At 44.7% G+C, this 16,454-nt stretch carries 14 protein-coding genes; 5 read left to right on the top strand and 9 right to left on the bottom strand.

Annotated features, from left to right (window positions below; translation table 11 throughout):
• Positions 1 to 128 precede the first annotated feature (128 nt).
• On the top strand, positions 129 to 1,115 hold the full coding sequence (locus AB4Z08_RS18515; protein ID WP_441575250.1) for a GlxA family transcriptional regulator: 987 nt from the start codon (positions 129 to 131) through the stop codon (positions 1,113 to 1,115).
• Between the two features lie 19 nt (positions 1,116 to 1,134).
• On the opposite strand, the gene AB4Z08_RS18510 is transcribed toward AB4Z08_RS18515, so the two are convergent.
• Positions 1,135 to 3,504, bottom strand: a complete 2,370-nt coding sequence (locus AB4Z08_RS18510) for an ABC transporter permease (RefSeq protein ID WP_441575249.1) — start codon at positions 3,502 to 3,504, stop codon at positions 1,135 to 1,137.
• A 204-nt stretch (positions 3,505 to 3,708) separates the two neighbouring features.
• Here AB4Z08_RS18510 and AB4Z08_RS18505 point away from each other — a divergent pair, with 204 nt between their 5' ends.
• The 4 genes from AB4Z08_RS18505 (at position 3,709) to AB4Z08_RS18490 (ending at position 6,672) form a co-directional block, all read left to right on the top strand.
• Entirely contained in the window at positions 3,709 to 3,915 is a 207-nt protein-coding gene (locus AB4Z08_RS18505) for a hypothetical protein (protein ID WP_441575248.1), read from the top strand.
• Positions 3,916 to 3,981: 66 nt separating this feature from the next.
• Positions 3,982 to 5,856, top strand: a complete 1,875-nt coding sequence (locus AB4Z08_RS18500) for a M1 family metallopeptidase (protein ID WP_441575247.1) — start codon at positions 3,982 to 3,984, stop codon at positions 5,854 to 5,856.
• 194 nt (positions 5,857 to 6,050) lie between these two features.
• A complete protein-coding gene (locus AB4Z08_RS18495) occupies positions 6,051 to 6,509 on the top strand; it encodes a DUF6934 family protein (RefSeq protein ID WP_441575246.1) in 459 nt (152 codons plus the stop codon).
• A 10-nt stretch (positions 6,510 to 6,519) separates the two neighbouring features.
• A complete protein-coding gene (locus tag AB4Z08_RS18490; protein ID WP_441575245.1) occupies positions 6,520 to 6,672 on the top strand; it encodes a hypothetical protein in 153 nt (50 codons plus the stop codon).
• Between the two features lie 115 nt (positions 6,673 to 6,787).
• On the opposite strand, the gene AB4Z08_RS18485 is transcribed toward AB4Z08_RS18490, so the two are convergent.
• The 8 genes from AB4Z08_RS18485 to AB4Z08_RS18450 form a co-directional block, all read right to left on the bottom strand.
• The gene (locus AB4Z08_RS18485; protein WP_441575244.1) at positions 6,788 to 7,450 is read right to left on the bottom strand and encodes a response regulator; all 663 of its coding nucleotides are present in this window, start codon (positions 7,448 to 7,450) and stop codon (positions 6,788 to 6,790) included.
• Between the two features lie 2 nt (positions 7,451 to 7,452).
• Complete coding sequence (locus AB4Z08_RS18480; RefSeq protein WP_441575243.1) at positions 7,453 to 8,853, bottom strand: ATP-binding protein; 1,401 nt, start codon at positions 8,851 to 8,853, stop codon at positions 7,453 to 7,455.
• Between the two features lie 326 nt (positions 8,854 to 9,179).
• Positions 9,180 to 9,902, bottom strand: coding sequence for an urea ABC transporter ATP-binding subunit UrtE (urtE, locus tag AB4Z08_RS18475; RefSeq protein ID WP_441575242.1), 723 nt, complete (start codon positions 9,900 to 9,902; stop codon positions 9,180 to 9,182).
• Positions 9,899 to 10,654 (bottom strand): urea ABC transporter ATP-binding protein UrtD, encoded by a 756-nt coding sequence (gene urtD, locus AB4Z08_RS18470; RefSeq protein ID WP_441575241.1) that lies wholly within the window; start codon positions 10,652 to 10,654, stop codon positions 9,899 to 9,901. Before urtD ends, urtE begins: the two co-directional genes overlap by 4 nt.
• Before the next feature lies 1 nt (position 10,655).
• Positions 10,656 to 11,729 carry an urea ABC transporter permease subunit UrtC gene (urtC, locus tag AB4Z08_RS18465; protein ID WP_441575240.1) on the bottom strand — a complete coding sequence of 358 codons (1,074 nt, stop codon included), beginning with the start codon at positions 11,727 to 11,729 and terminating at the stop codon, positions 10,656 to 10,658.
• A gap of 11 nt (positions 11,730 to 11,740) precedes the next feature.
• Positions 11,741 to 13,393: an urea ABC transporter permease subunit UrtB gene (gene urtB, locus AB4Z08_RS18460; RefSeq protein ID WP_441575239.1), complete on the bottom strand. Its 1,653-nt coding sequence runs from the start codon at positions 13,391 to 13,393 to the stop codon at positions 11,741 to 11,743.
• A 53-nt stretch (positions 13,394 to 13,446) separates the two neighbouring features.
• On the bottom strand, positions 13,447 to 14,751 hold the full coding sequence (gene urtA / locus AB4Z08_RS18455) for an urea ABC transporter substrate-binding protein (RefSeq protein WP_441575238.1): 1,305 nt from the start codon (positions 14,749 to 14,751) through the stop codon (positions 13,447 to 13,449).
• 44 nt (positions 14,752 to 14,795) lie between these two features.
• Entirely contained in the window at positions 14,796 to 16,079 is a 1,284-nt protein-coding gene (locus AB4Z08_RS18450) for a hypothetical protein (protein WP_441575237.1), read from the bottom strand.
• Between the last annotated feature and the right edge of the window lie 375 nt (positions 16,080 to 16,454).

Here is a 16,454-nt window from a genome sequence, read left to right as displayed (position 1 = left end):
TTATCGTTTTGTGTCTTACAAATCTCAGTTGTTAAATCCAAAAATCACCTGTGCAAACACGCCGAATTTAGGGGGCATTTGTGCCAGAAGAATAGGTTATTTTTGTAGTATATCATACACGAATTACCATGAAGACAGTTTCCTTGCTGATTTATGAAGACGCTATTTTATCTTCTTTGTCCGGTGTAATGGATATGTTATTGGGAGTGAACCGTTACATGGCAGAAATGGGGCGGGAGCCGGCTTTTAACCTGGAGCTGGTCAGTGAGAAGATGAAAAATATACAACTGCATTCGCCCGCACAGTTTATTTGTTATAAAACCATTGAGGAAGTAAAGCATACCGATCTTATCCTGGCGCCTGCTTTTGAAGGCGATCCTACAGTAGTGCTGCGCAAAAATAAGGCGATGATAGACTGGCTGAGCACTATGCATGCCTGTGGCACCGAGGTGGCCAGTTTGTGCTTAGGCAGCTATTTCCTGGCGGAAGCAGGATTGCTGCAGGGTAAGTCCTGCACCTCTCACTGGATGGCACTGGAAGACATGCGCAGGAGGTATCCGGATATAACCATTTTACCCGATAGCGTTATGACCGACCAGGAAGGGATTTATACCAGCGGAGGCGCTTTTATTTCCCTTAACCTGGTATTGTACCTGATAGAGAAGTTTTGTGGCCGGGAAGCAAGTATCTGGACCAGCAAAATGTTTTCTATTGATATGGACCGGGTGAATCAGGCGCACTTTGCTGTATTCCAGGGGCAGCGCCGGCATGAAGATGAAGATATTCTGAAAGCGCAGGCGTTTATAGAGCAACACTATGATCAGCAGATCTCCGTAGAGCAGATCGCAGAACAGGCGAATATGAGTAAACGGAATTTTATCCGGCGTTTTAAAGTAGCTACACAAAATACACCGCTGGAATACCTGCAGCGGGTAAAAATAGAATCTGCCAAAAAAGAACTGGAAAAAAATACGCAAAACATCAGCACACTGATGTATAACGCCGGTTATAATGACCTGAAAACCTTCCGGCAGGTATTTAAACGCATTACCGGTTTAACGCCACAGGAGTACCGGAGAAAGTATTGCCGTTCTGCAGCAGCGTTGAATAATTGACATTGAATAAATAGATCGCTTATTCCGCTCTCAGGCTTTTTACGGGGTTCATAAGCGCTGCCCTGGCCGACTGGTAACTCACTGTCAGCAACGTTACGAGAACGGTACTGATGCCAGCAGCTACAAAAAGCCATATAGACACTGAGATATGGTAGGTGTAATTTTGTAACCAGTTTTGCATAAAGTAATACGTAACAGGAGAGGCCAGTACCAGGGAGATGATGACCAGCTTTACAAAATCTTTTGACAGGAGCATCAATACATTGGCGATAGACGCTCCCATGACCTTGCGGATACCAATTTCTTTCGTGCGTTGTTCTGCCATGAAAGACGCCAGCCCCAATACACCCAGGCAGGATATAAAGATAGCGAGTACTGCAAACACAGTGGCCAGTCTGGCTACCCGTTCTTCATCAGAAAACTTCTGTGCATACGCATCGTCTGTAAATGTATAGTCGAATGGACCGCCGGGATTGAATCGTTTAAATACCGGCGCTATTTTAGCCAGCGCCTCCCGCATGGGCATGGCTGGGTTGATGCGCACCGTCATGGCATTCATCATACCATATTGCAGACTGAAAATAGTAGGTGCTACAGGCGCATACGGCGATTCCATGATCATATCTTTTACCACACCGGTAATAATACGGGGCTGACTATTAACGTAAATGGTGGCTCCTACCGGATGTCGAAGTCCGGTGAGTTTAACCGCTGTTTCATTTAAAATAAGTGTACCCGTATCCGTGGCATAACTCCTGGAGTAATCGCGGCCATCCTTGATTTGCCAGCCGATGGTGTGGCCGTAGTCGTGTGTTACACCTATCACGCCAACAGGTGTTTTCGCATTGGCTGTTTTGCCGTTCCAGCTCACTTCTGTATTGTAATCGGGGCTTTGGGTAGAAGGAATATCCGATTTGGCCATGTCTGCTACGGCGCCGGTTTCCAGCAATGCATTTCTCAAAGCATCATAAGGCGCGCCATACATTTCTCCGGTACTCATCGTTACCATAATCAGTCCTTCCCGGTTATAACCTACCGGCCTGTTTTTGCCGTATTGTATCTGCTGATAAATAATAACGGTACCAATGATCAATGCAATGGATACGCTGAATTGCACTACCATCAAGGTGTTGCGGGGGAGTAATGAAAAGCGTCCTGCCGTTACATTTCCCTTTAATACTTTAACGGGGCGGAAAGAAGACAAATAAAAAGCAGGATAGCTGCCTGCCATCAGACCGGTGAACGCAGTAAAGCCGATCAATGCCATCCATAACAGCGGTTGTGCAAACGGGATGCTGAGTTGTTTTTCCGTTAACCTGTTAAACAGCGGTAATAAGATATACACGATGCCTACGCAGCCAATAAAAGAAAGAAATGATAACACCAGGGATTCGGTGAGGAACTGCCAGATCAGTTGTGTACGGGTAGAGCCAATGGCCTTGCGTATGCCTACTTCTTTTGAACGTTTGGCACTACGTGCAGTGGCTAAGTTCATGAAGTTAATACAGGCCAGCAATAATACCAATGCGCCAATGATGCCGAAAAGCCATACCAGCCTGATTCTGCCGCCGGCAACCTGCCCATTTTTAAACTCGCTGTACAAATGCCATTTATCCATCGGGTGCAGCAATAATGTTTCTGTGCCTCCCTTAATATGTTTTTGAGCGATATCTTTTATATGGGCGTTGACTTTATCAATGTCGGCGTGATCATTTAATTCTACATATAGTTTCCAGTAACGGTTATCCCACTGGCTTTGTGCTTCTTTCAGCCAGGGCAGTGTGCTGATGGCTTTATCCCAGGAAAGGAACAGTTGTGTGCCGTGAAAAGTAGTGTTTTGCGGAAGGTCTTCAAATACGCCACCTACCTGTAAGTCGGTACGGTTGTCGAGTCGGAAGCCTTTACCGGTAGGGTCGGTGTCTCCAAATAAAGCCTTTGCCAGTGAACGGGTGATCAGTGCAGAAGAAGGATCTTTCAGCGCATCTCGCTTACCGCTGATCATTTTCAGGGTGAGCATTTCCGGCAAATCGGGCTGGACCCATACACCTGACTGTGATAATTTTTTATCGCCTACGGCAACGGCATGGGTGAAGTTTGGAAAAAGTATCGCTACATGTTTGAAGTCATTTGCATAGTTGTTGCGTAACTCATCTGCCAAAGGTATGGCCACAGACTCACTGGTATTACTTTCTCCGTTGATGGTTTGTACATCCATCACCTGTGCAATCCGCTGATGATGGTTATGCCAATGATTAAAAGAAAGCTCATCCCATATCCATAAACCAATCAGGAGAGTGACGGCCATGCCCATCGCCAAACCAATAATATTGATTGCTGAATACCCTTTGTTTTTTAGCAGATTACGAAAAGTGATCTTTAACAGCTGCATGGCTATGATATTTGAACTGCTTTACCGGGAAAATTATACCGGATATAACATCTTTAATAATAACTATGGTTATAGTTTTGATATTTTAATAATGTGTTCGTTTTTGATACACCCACTGATCGTTTTTGCCATTGGTGTAAAAGCTGCCGGGATGGAAACACATCATAATTATAATTAGCTAACTTCATGTAAAATGTTACTACTATGGAAAAGGCAATTATTCACCTGGATGGTAAAGACTATCATATACTACCAGGCAATGATAACGAAAAAACATACATGGTGGAAATAGACAGCCACCAGGTTACTTTCCGGCCGGATGAAAGTGGGAAGCTCAAAGCTTCTCACGATCATATTCCGAATGAATTTTTATCGCGGCTGGCACAGAAAATAGAATCGTACTTTTTCTGATCCGTATATTATCAGCCATTTCCATTGACTTTTCCTATTTTTATCCCTTGAAATCAGCAGTCGAATATGAACAAAATTATGTATAGCCTGCTGTTGTTATTAGGTGTCAGCACTTTGGCAACAGCACAGGAATTGTATATGCCGCGTAATATTAAACAGGCATATATTAACCAGACGAGAGACAAGAGTGGCGCGCCAGGTAAACGTTACTGGCAGAACAAAGGAATATATAATATTGAACTTTCGGTGAACCCGCCCAACAGGACCGTGACGGGTGTGGAAACGATCACTTATCTCAATAACAGCCCCAATGAATTGAAAGGAATGGTGTTGCGGCTCATCTGCAATCTGCATAAATTTCAATCACCGCGCTCGGGTTATGTGAGCAAAGACTTTTTAACAGATGGTGTGATCATAGATCAGCTGTTGATTGATGGCATACCCGTAAAAATCAACAACGATGTAGGTACCACTTCCTGGGTGGAGTTTCCAAAACCGTTGTCATCGAAAGATAGCATGCATCTGCATATCAACTGGCACTACGATTTGTCGGTGTTGAGTGGCAGAGAAGGTATGCTTGATAGTACCACCGCTTTTATGGCATATGCTTATCCAAGGGTATCTGTATATGACGATTATAACGGCTGGGATGGCATAGAGCATACCGACCGCGTAGAATTTTACAGCGACTTCAATGACTATAATGTAGCCGTGACCGTGCCTAAGAATTATGTGGTATGGGGAACAGGTACACTGCAAAATGCAGCAGAAGTATTACGCCCTGTATTTGCAAAGCGGCTGGAGCGTTCCTATAGCTCAGACACAACAGCTCACATTGCGAACCTTCAGGAAATGTTGCGGGGGGAAGTCACAGCGCAGCAAGCCCGCAACACCTGGAAATTCAGTGCTACTCATATTGCTGACGTAACCTACGCTACCAGCGATCATTATGTTTGGGATGCTGCCAGCGTAGTAGTAGACAGCAGCGCCAAGCGCCGCGCCAGCATACAGGCGGCCTACCAGGATACAGCCACTGATTTTCATCACTCCGTAGCTTTTTCACATAATGCATTAAACTGGTTCTCTCATCAATGGCCGGGTGTATCTTATCCATTTCCGGCGATGACTGCTGTTCAGGGCTTTGCCGACATGGAGTATCCGATGGTGGTAAATGATGGCTCCGTGGGAGATGACCTTAGTTTTGCCCAGCTGGTACAGGATCATGAAATCGCACATACTTATTTCCCTTTTTATATGGGCATCAACGAAAGCCGCTATTCCTTTATGGATGAGGGCTGGGCTACTACCTTCGAATACCTGATCGGTATAGCAGAGAAAGGAAAGGAAACAGCAGATGATTTTTACCGTAAGTTCAGGGTGAATAGATATACGCATGATCCTTCCACTGAGGAAGATCAACCCATCATTTCTATGGCTAACCAGGTGAGCGGCATGGGATATAGCAGCAACTCCTATGGCAAAGCATCGTTGTCTTACCTCGCATTGAAAGATATGCTGGGAGATGTCCTGTTGAAAAAATGCCTGCATGCGTATATGAACAACTGGCATGGTAAACATCCTATTCCCTGGGATTACTTTTATTCTTTCAATACCGCCGCCGGACAAAACCTGAACTGGTTCTGGAATAACTGGTACTTTAGTAATAACTATATAGATCTTACCCTGGCAGACGTGAAACTGAATGCCAAAAAAGCTTCACTACGTATCCTCAATACCGGTGGTTTCGCCATACCTTTTGATATAGTGATTACCTTCAAAGATGGTACAACTAAAAGTGAACATCAGACACCCGGCATCTGGAAAGCAAATCAGAAAGAGGTATTGCTGAATTTGTCTTATACAAAAGAGATCTCGGCGATTAAGCTGGATGGGAATTTGTTTATGGATGCCAATGAGAAGGATAATGTGTGGAAACGTTAATTGTTGAGGAAAGATATAGCAGCCTTCAGATCGTAAGATTTGAAGGCTTTTTTATAACCGAACGTATTTGTTAAAACAATTTACTTTACAAATAAAAAAGGAATTTGCGTTTATAAACAACGAGTTTTGCAATAAGGAAATCGCCCCCATTTTATTTAGGAGTATTTGTTTATCGAGTAATTATTACCAATAGAATGAAATATGAAAAATATGAGTCATTGTTGATTTCGAAAGATGCTCTTGAGTTTAAATTCATCAGTGAGGGACCGAAAGGTGAGATACAAAAAGTTGTTCAGTTTATAGAAACAGAGAACCCTGATATATATAACCTGGCCTTTGGGGATTTAATGACAAAAGGAGAAGTGAATGACGCTGTAAAAAATGACAATAAAGATAGAAATAAAGTGTTAGCAACAGTTGCGGCTACCGTATATGAATTTACTGCTCGTTATTCTGATAAGTACGTATTTTTCACAGGAAGTACCCCCGAGCGAACACGACTTTATCGCATGGCTATCGCCAATAATCTGGATGAACTCAATGTAGATTTTGAGATATATGGTGTTGTTTTGATTAACGGATTATATATTGTTAAACCCTTTGTTAAAAGTGTTACCTACTTTGGATTTCTTATTAAGCGAAAAAAGGATTAATTTCACAGTTATGAAGTACAAAAAAGAACTGAAAGGTGCATCAATGTTAGGTGTTAAAGTTAAAAGGGATAAATCCCTGGATAAGCTTTCAGGAAAGATTCTATTCCCTGGAAAGCTGGCGGAAGCAAATAAAGTGGTTGCTAAATTGAAGTGGAAAATATAGTAATAATATTTATATAATAGATGTATTAAATAGCCCTTTTCAAGTAATTGAAAAGGGCTATTTAATTTCCCAAGGATTCCTGAATGGCATGTGCCAGGTCATCTAGCATAGGGATTCATTCCTCCTTTAACATCCCCGCACTTTTACAATATTCCACCGCTTCTTCAATACTATTCACCTGGAACTTCCGCAATATATTCATGCGGTGTGCTTCAATGGTACGGATACTGATATTCAGCGACTCCGCGATGTCTTTATTATTACGGCCGTTGCTGATCATTCGGATGATCTGTTCTTCGCGGCGTGATAAGGAAATTTCCTGGGTGCTGCCGTTGCCGGGTGTTGATTGTTTGGCGTCGAGGTATTTTTTTACAAGGATGTCACTGACTTCTCCTATAAAATAATATTTACCCTGGTGGATGGTACGGATGGCGCTAAGGAATATTTTGTTGCTGGTATCTTTCAGGATGTAGCCGCTGGCACCCATTTCGAGGGCAGCTGCTACATAGTCGGGTTCATCAAAGAGGCTGAAGAAAAGAATGCGGCCACGGGGATTTTTTTCCAGCAGGAGGGTACTTGTTTCCAGACCATTCATGCCGGGCATACGAATATCCATGATGATCACGTCGGGAGCTGCGGCGGCTAATTGTTGCAGCGCATCTTCTCCGCTGCTGGCTTCTCCACATACTTCCATGTCGACTTCGCTATTGATCAGCTGTTTAAGGCCATTGCGGAAGATTTCATGATCATCTACTAAAAAAACGCCTATTTTTTTCATGGCTAAAAGGTGATTGCTAACTGTACAATTGTTCCGGTGCCGGGTTGTGAGCTGATTTGCAGGGTGCCTCCCAACAGCTCTGCCCTTTCTTTCATATTACGGATGCCATTTACTTTTTTTGCCAGCTCTGTTGAAAACAGTTGCTGGCTGTCGAAATGAAATCCTTTACCATTATCACGGATGCTTAATTGCAGGAAATTGGCGGTGCCGTCAATATCTACTTCTATAGTATCCGCGTCTGCATGTTTAATGGCATTGTTCAATGCTTCCTGCAAGATACGGTAAACGCCGGTCTTTACTTCTTTGGGTAAAGGACCTGCCGACAAAGTTTCTTCCAGCTGGAAGTCTATACCGGGAGCTGTTTGCCGGCATATTTTAATCAATTCTTCAATGGCTGCTCTCAGTCCGAAATCTTCCAGTACACTGGGCAACAGGTCAGAGCAGATCCGTTTGGTTTCGTTGATAATGCTATACATCAGGGAGTTGACCATCGCTATTTCCGGGTCATGTTGTATGCTGCGGTCTTCAATCTGTTCGAGTTTCATACGCAGACTGGTCAGCATTTGTCCGATACCGTCATGTATTTCAGCAGCAATTCTTTTGCGTTCTTTTTCCTGACCATTGATGATGGAGTAGGAGCGGATGCGTTGTTCCGTTTCCTGTCGCAATAGTTTTTCCTGGTTCGCCAGTTGCACCTGCTCTGTTAATTTCCGGGCTCTTTCTTCGGCATCTACCAGGCCCCGGATAATTTTGCGGATGCGGGTAGACAGCGGATAGAAGATGACGGCGGCTTCCAACAGGAGGGTGAAGAGTACCAGCCCCAGCACAATGTATTCTATTTCTTTCAGGTTGCGTATCCGCTCTTTTGAAAACCGGTCATAGTCAAATACAATCAGCTCCATGCCCAGCAGGTATGATTTTTCATATGCCAGGATGGTTTGTACATAAGGTCGTATATGCGCTGGCGTGAAGGTGCTGTCGCTGTACAATACGGTGATCATTTTGCTGGCAGCATCCCATATTTCCTGGTGTGGATTGCGGATAATCTCAAACATCTGTTTCAGCTCATCCTGGTCGTTGGCCGGCAGGTTCAGGAAGTTGCTGCCTGCCTGCAGGCCTTCATGTGATTTCTGCCATTGCTTGAGGGTATTAATAAATTCTTTGCGGTTATCTTCTATGTCTCTGCCAGACTCCAATAACAGCGCCAGTTTACTCAACGTCTGGCTATACGTACGTAGCCGCGCAGCAAAGTTGATGACATGGGAATCATTCATCTGGTGGTTGAGCGCCTGTTGTATTTTTATCTGGCTGAAAATACTTAGCAGGGCAATGGTGGTCAACGCCACCGCATAAAGGATGGTGAAAATTTTAAATACACTGCGATCTTCAGATACTGGATGCATAGAGAAATAGCTTTTAGCTTTTAGCGGTTAGCCTTTAGCGAGTAACAGGTGGTTGTTAGTGTTTAGAATTATCCAATAATACTTAATCTCCGCTGCATTTTCCTAATAGCCAACAGCTAAAGGCTAGTAGCTATACTAATAATACTTAATCTCCGCTGCATTTTCCTAATAGCCAACAGCTAAAGGCTAGTAGCTATACTAATAATACTTAATCTCCGCYGCATTTTCCTAATAGCCAACAGCTAAAGGCTARTAGCTAATAGCTACACCGATAATACTTAATCTCCGCTGCATTTTCCTAATAGCTAACAGCTAAAGGCTAACAGCTACACCGATATATGTTTCTCCAGTGCGGAATGCTTCAGTTCTTCCGCGGTGCCATCCATAATCATTTTACCTCTGTCCATGAAATAATAGTGGTCTGTTACCTGGTTGGCGAAATCAATTTTTTGCTCTACCAATAATACAGAAAGTTCTTTTTCCTGCACCAGTTGTTGCAATATGCTGCCTATTTCCTGCGCGATAGACGGTTGTATACCTTCTGTAGGTTCATCGAGTAGCAGGAGAGAGGGGCGGCTCACCAGGGCCCTGGCGATAGATAGTTGTTGTTGCTGACCACCACTGAGATTACCACCGGCACGTTTACGGAAATCCTTCAGGATAGGAAAGAGACTGAAAATTTCTTCCTCCGGAACTTTGGCGTTGCGGTCGGGATGTGCCTGTAGCCCGAGTTGCAGATTTTCGTATACGGTGAGCTTTGGAATAATTTCCCGCCCCTGTGGTACGTAGGCGATGCCTGCTTTTGCTTTTTTATGTGGGGGCAGGGCTGTTATATTTTCATTGTTGAAAATGATGCTGCCGTCCTGTACGGGCAACAGGCCCATGATGGTTTTGAGCAGGGTGGTTTTGCCAACGCCATTGCGGCCCATGACGGTGGTAACGGCGCCTTTTTTTACGGTAAGCGTGGTGCCACGCAGGATGGTACTTTGTCCATATGCTGCGCTAAGTTGATTGACGATTAATACCGGTGCCTGGATTGTGTGGATCATAATGTTTCTAATTGAGCGTTAGTACGACCTAAATAGCAATCTATTACCCGCTGATCATTTTTTACTTCCGCGAAAGTTCCTTCCATCAAGCGTTTGCCACGAACCAGCACGGTCACCAGTTCGTTGGCTATCTGTTCTACAAATTTCATATCATGTTCTATCACAATAATGCTGTGTGCCTTGGAGAGCTCCAGCAGCAGGGCGCCTGTTTTCTCGGTTTCTTCGTCCGACATGCCCGCCGCGGGTTCATCTATCAGCATAAGCGTTGGGTCCTGTAGTACGACAATGGCTATTTCCAACCACTGCTTTTGTCCATGCGACAGGTCGCCTGCCATCTTATACATGACGGTGGTGAGCGATAATTTCGTGGCCACTTTATGTATCCTTTCTGCCAGGGCCGGCGTAGGTTTGAAGAAGAGCGAAGAAAAAATGTCTTTCTTCATTTTGGCTGCCAGCATCAGGTTATCATATACGGTAAGCCCCGGAAATACGGAGGGCTTCTGGAATTTCCTGCCGATACCTAGTTCGGCAATCTTTACTTCCGTTTTGCCGGTAATAGCTTTGCCATTAAAAAATATTTCTCCTTTGTCAGCTTTTGTTTTTCCGCAGATGATATCCAGGAAGGTGGACTTGCCCGCTCCATTAGGACCAATGATGACACGCAGTTCTTTATCGCGCAGACTGAAATGGTCCAGGTTCAGTGCATGTACACCCCCAAATGATACCGACAGGTTGTTGACAGTAAGTAGCATATCAATGGGTTGTTTGAGTTGTTTTGAAAGAAATGAACCGTTGTTTGAGGCTGTCCAGCAGTCCCATGAATCCTTTATCGAAGTATAATACAGTAATCACGAAAAGGAATCCGAGGATAAACAACCAGGAGTCCGGGAACAGACTGGTACATACACTGTAAAGGAAGTTAACCAGCAAAGCGCCTATTACCGCACCTTTCAGGTTTCCTCTGCCTCCCAGTGCCACCCACATCACCATTTCCACAGATGCTTTTACATCCATACGGCCGGGTGTAATAATGCCTGTCTGTGGCAGATAAAGCATCCCACCTACGGCAGCTAACAGTGCCGCCACTACGAAAACGGCCAGCTTATAATCCACTACTTTATAGGCAGCATAGCTGATGCGTGACTCACTGTCGCGGATAGCCTGTAATACTTTACCGAATTTGGAATGGGTAATTTTATAACAGGCGAAGTAAGCTGCGCAGAGTGTCGTAAAGGAGAGCATATATAACCCCAGTTTCACGGAAGAAGAAGACAAATCATAGCCCAGCATGGTTTTGAAATCGGTCAAACCATTGGTGCCGCCCAGGTTGGTTTCATTTCTCAGGAAAATTAACCACATGGCTAATGTCAGTGCCTGCGTGATAATAGCCATATACACGCCTTTAATTCTGCTTCTGAATAATACAAAGCCGGTAACAAAGGCAAACAGCGCAGGTATCAGCAGACAGAGTGTGAGGGTCCATCCGAAAGATTGAAATGGTTGCCAGAATAACGGTAACGTATCTATCTTATTCCAGGCCATAAAATCAGGGAGTACGCCACCGGCGGCCACTGTTTTTTTCAGCAGCAGGTGCATGGCAATGCCGTAGCTGCCCAGGCAAAAGAAGAAGGCCTGGCACATCGATAAAATGCCGGTATAGCCCCATATCAGGTCTATACCCAGCGCCGCAATAGCAAAACAGAAGTATCGCCCCCATACAGAGATGGTGTTCACTGAAAGGAGGCCGGACATATATCCTGCCGGCAACAGGATCGCAAAAATGGCGATGAATAATATATAATACAGTGGATTGTTTTTCGTTTTCATATGCCTGGTTTTTAATCTTCCGCTATGCGGCCTTTGTCAGGAAATAAGCCTTTGGGTTTATACTGCATAAACAGCATGATAAACACGAGGATAAACACTTTGCCATAAACCGCCTGGAAGAAGGATTCCAGCACTTTGGTGAAGAAGCCAATGCCAAGACCAGAAACAATAGTACCTGCGAGCTTGCCTACACCTCCTGTTACGACCACCAGGAAGGAATCAACGATATATGTTTGTCCCATATCCGGAACCACATTACCGATTAAAGTGATAGCGCAGCCAGCCAGCCCGGCCAGTCCCGAGCCAATAAAAAAGGTGATGGCGGCGATACGTTTTGTTTCAATACCCAGGCAGGCACTCATTTGCCGGTTCTGTGTAACCGCTCTGATTTGTAAACCCAGTCTGCTCCGGTAAAGCATGAAGTAAGTCAGCAATACCATCACCAGGGTCAGCGCAATAATAAATAATCGATTATACGGTAACGTTAGATGCGGTGATACCTGCCATCCGCCGGATAATAATAGTGGTGTTTTAACGGCGGTGAGGTCTCCAAATAAAATGCGGGCGGTTTGTACCAGGATTAAACTTACCCCCCAGGTAGCCAGCAGGCTTTCCAGTGGCTTGGCGTACAGGTGCCGGATGACGAGCCTTTCCAGCAACAAGCCCATTGCACCCGCTATTACAAAAGAGACGGGCAATGCGGCTACGAAGAAAAGATCTGTTTGCGGAATGCCCAGTACATTGGTGAAAAATAGTTGTGTGCAGTAAGTGGTATAGGCGCCAATCATCATAAATTCTCCATGCGCCATATTAATGATGCCGGCCAGTCCGTATACAATAGAAAGCCCCAGGGCAATGAGTATAAGAATACTACCCAGACTTAATCCACTGAAAAAGTTCTGTACCCGTTGGAGGCGGTCGTAGCGTTGTTCGAGGCTCACGGCTTTCTCTGCCGCGTAGGTGGCCATCTCTTTATTGAAAAATCCGCTGCTGGCATATGTTCTCAGCAACTGCGGAGCATTGTCGCTCCAGTTATCCGTAATGCTGTCTATATATGCTCTAGCCACGGCGGCATTGGTGGCATTGTATAATTTAGCACCGTACAATATATCTTTACCGGTGCGGCGTGCATCGGCGTTGGTTTCTTTTGCCAGCGCGTTTTGGAGGATCAGTTGCACGCTGCTGTCGCCGGTATTTTTCAGCTGACTGTAGGCGAGCAGGCGTTTTTGTGCATCGCTGCTATAGAGATTGAGTAGTGGCGTGATAGGGGCCAGTTGCAGCCGGTCGGCACGGGGAATATCTACTGTTTGTAAAGCAGACAATGATAACAGCAGCGGTTGCCCGCTGCTGTTTTTCAAAAGTATATTATCGGGATAAAGAGAATAGAGCCGGTATGTTCCTTCTGCGGAAGGCTTACTGTCAACCGTTACTGCCTTGCGATCGAGTAGGTACAGCTTTTTGTCGCTGATCGCCATGAGTAAAGGAAAGGTAGCCGGAATACGTAGGGCTGCCAGTCTGCCTATGGCATGGGTGCGTACCGAGTCATTCACTGGTTGCAGCAGCTGTGCGGTATAAATGGAGGCACTGTCCTGTGCGGCTACTGTTTGTTGAAACAGCAGTATGCAGCCAGCCAGTATCCATCGTAGTGTTAAGGAAATTTTCATCGCGTCATAATTGAGGAGTTGGAAATAGCCTGTCTTTTATCCGTGTTGAAAACTTATTTTTTTGCGTAGGTGCCGTTATGGTTTACCCAATCGCAATCTTTGTCGGGAGATGTTAAAGGTGACCATGGTTGTGGGTCTACGAGTCCCGCAGATTTCCAGATAATATCAAATTGCCCGTCCGGTTTAATTTCGCCGATCACTACGGGTTTTGCCAGGTGATGGTTTCTTGGATCCATTTTTACGAGGCCATCAGGAGATGGGAAGTCCAGTCCATAGAGGGCGTTGCGTACTTTTGAAACATCGAAGGAACCGGCTTTTTCTGCTGCTTTAGCCCAGAGGTAGACGCCGGTATAAGCCCAGCAGATAGGATCATCCGTTACTCTTTTGTCACCACCGGGTAATCCTTTTTTAGCGCAGTAAGCTTTGAAGTCGGCAACGAATTTTTTGTTTTCGGGAAGGTCGTTCGACTGGAAGTAGTTCCATGCAGCCAGGTGACCTACCAGGAATTCGGTGTCCATAGAACGGAGTTCATCTTCCGCAACAGAAAATGCCATGATCGGGCAGGTAGCGGAAGAAAGTCCCTGGTTGGCAAATTCTTTATAGAAAGGTACATTGGAGTCGCCGTTGATGGTAGAGAGGATACAGGCTTTTCCATCGGCTGCAAAGCGTTTTACTTTAGAGATGATGGTCTGGTAATCCTGGTGATGGAAAGGCGTATATTCTTCAATGATATTTTCTTTGGGAATGCCTTTGGAGAGCAAGAATGCTTTCAGGATTTTGTTGGCGGTGCGGGGAAAAACATAGTCTGTTCCCAGCAGGTAGAATTTTTTATAGCCGCCACCTTTTTCGCTCATCAGGTATTCTGCCGCCGGAATCAGCTGCTGGTTGGGAGTGGCGCCGGTATATATCACGCTGTTGGAGCATTCTTCTCCTTCATATTGTACGGGATAAAAGAGGAGACCGTTGTTTTGTTCAAATACCGGGAGTACGGATTTGCGGGAAACGGATGTCCAGCAACCAAATACTGCCGATACTTTTTTGTCGATGAGCAGCTCTTTGGCTTTTTCAGCAAACAGGTCCCAGTCGGAGGCCGGATCTACGATCACGGGTTCTATTTGTTTGCCGAGTACGCCGCCTTTGGCGTTGATTTCATCTACTGCCATTTGTACTGCATCTTTCAGTGATACTTCAGAGATAGCCATGGTGCCGCTGAGTGAGTGGAGTACGCCTATTTTTACGGTTTCTTTGGTGGCGGTAGAATCGCTGCCAGTTTTTTTCGCACCGCTGTTACAGGAGGAAAAAAGTGCCGTAGCGCCCAGCAGCAGCAGGGGAAGTTGTTTCAGGAAAGTGTGTCTCATGCGTAATAATATTTTAGGAAGAAGATGAATGAATGCGTGTGTAATCAGAAAATAAAGAACTGTGCCTGCAGCCATAGCTGACCGTATGTTTTTTTCGTGTATTCGTCGGCGGTAGCAGTGGCTACGTTATAGGTGCGCGTAGTATACGAGAGCCGGAGGTTGGTGCCGGTGCCGTTAAAGAAGTAGTTAAGCCCACCACCCATGACGCTGCTGGATTTGCTTTTGTCGAAAGAACTCAGTTTTACCGTGCCTGCCTGTGCCACATCGGCACTAACGTCCTGGTTTTCGTACCTGATCCAGGGCTGTAGTTTGGATTTTTTAAAGTAGTAACCCAATTCCAGGAACTGAACTGTTTGTTTAGGGATCAGGGTGGCGAAAGAGTATTTCGAGTCGGTAGCAGTGCCACCGGACATATACTGGAATGCCGCATTAGCGGTGATAGATCCCGCGTTACCTAGTGGGTAATCGAAGAATGCATCTGTGCTGTAGTTATAGTAGTTGGCCTGCGCATCTACGCCCACGGCCCATGCCAGGGTTTTACCTTTGCCCAGTTTGGTGCCGGCATAGTAGTAGTCTTTTTCAGCATCCAGGAAATTATAGGCCACACGTGCAACGGTACGTAGCGGAGCGCCGCCGTCTACATTTCGACCGGTAAATATGCCGAGACGATATTCCAGCTTGTCGTTGGCAAGAAAGCCGCGGGCGTTTACACCGAGGTCGCGGCCAAAGTTGCCCTGCAGGGGGCTGTTGGCAAACAGGTTATAAGGGTACTGGAAGTAGGTGAAGTCATTGGCCATTAATCCGGCGGCACCTTGTAAACCGTTGCGGTTGTTGGATACGAGTTGCATACCTGCTACCAGTTCAAATGCGTTGGAGAAAGTATATTCCAGTTGAGCATCTAATATAATCGGTGATACTTTCACATTTTTTTCGCCATTGGACTGGATACCGATGGGAGAAGGGATTTCTGTTTCCATGAAGAAGCTGGCTTTTTTAGTCAGCTGTCCGCCTACCAATACCCTGGCACGGTAAACAGAGAAACCTTTGTTCCAGTCGTTCGATGATTTATCATTGGAGGGTGTATTAAAGCCACTTTGTTCTCCGGAGGCAAACATATGTACAATAGCGCCTACCTGTATGGTTGGTTTAAATGCGGCTGCATCCTGAGAAAAAGAAATGGTTTTAGCACTATCGGTGCTGGTGTTTAAAGAAGCGGGGAGTTCAAGGAGATAACTTCCTCTTTTTTTCTTTTTAGGAGGATCATTTTCGGCTTTTGCAATAATAGAAAAAGTAGATAGTACTATGATGAAGCTGGTAGACAAATTCATAAAATAAGTAATTAGAGATGAATTAATGTACTTAAGTACTTTTTTGGTTGATCGATCAGTATACTTAAGTATAAAAGTAGAAGATTAATTTATTTAATTCAGTTAATTTTTGGAAAAAGTATCTTATTTCGTGTGAAGTGTTGATTTTAAATGTATATATAATTTATTATAATATATTTGTTGTTTTCGTTTTTAATCTTTTTAATATATTGATATACAGTTAATTGATTTTTTATTTATGCCAATTGGATAACTTTTATAAATTTTTAACTTCTCTGATTATCATTAATAATATAATAAAATAATATGTTGTCTTGCATAGACGATTAGTATAGAATAATAATGGCAAGACAACGCGGAAAGTGGGAGCCATTG

Source organism: Chitinophaga sp. RAB17, from assembly GCF_052114225.1.
Classification (GTDB): domain Bacteria; phylum Bacteroidota; class Bacteroidia; order Chitinophagales; family Chitinophagaceae; genus Chitinophaga.
This window is presented reverse-complemented; position numbering and strand designations above follow the sequence as displayed.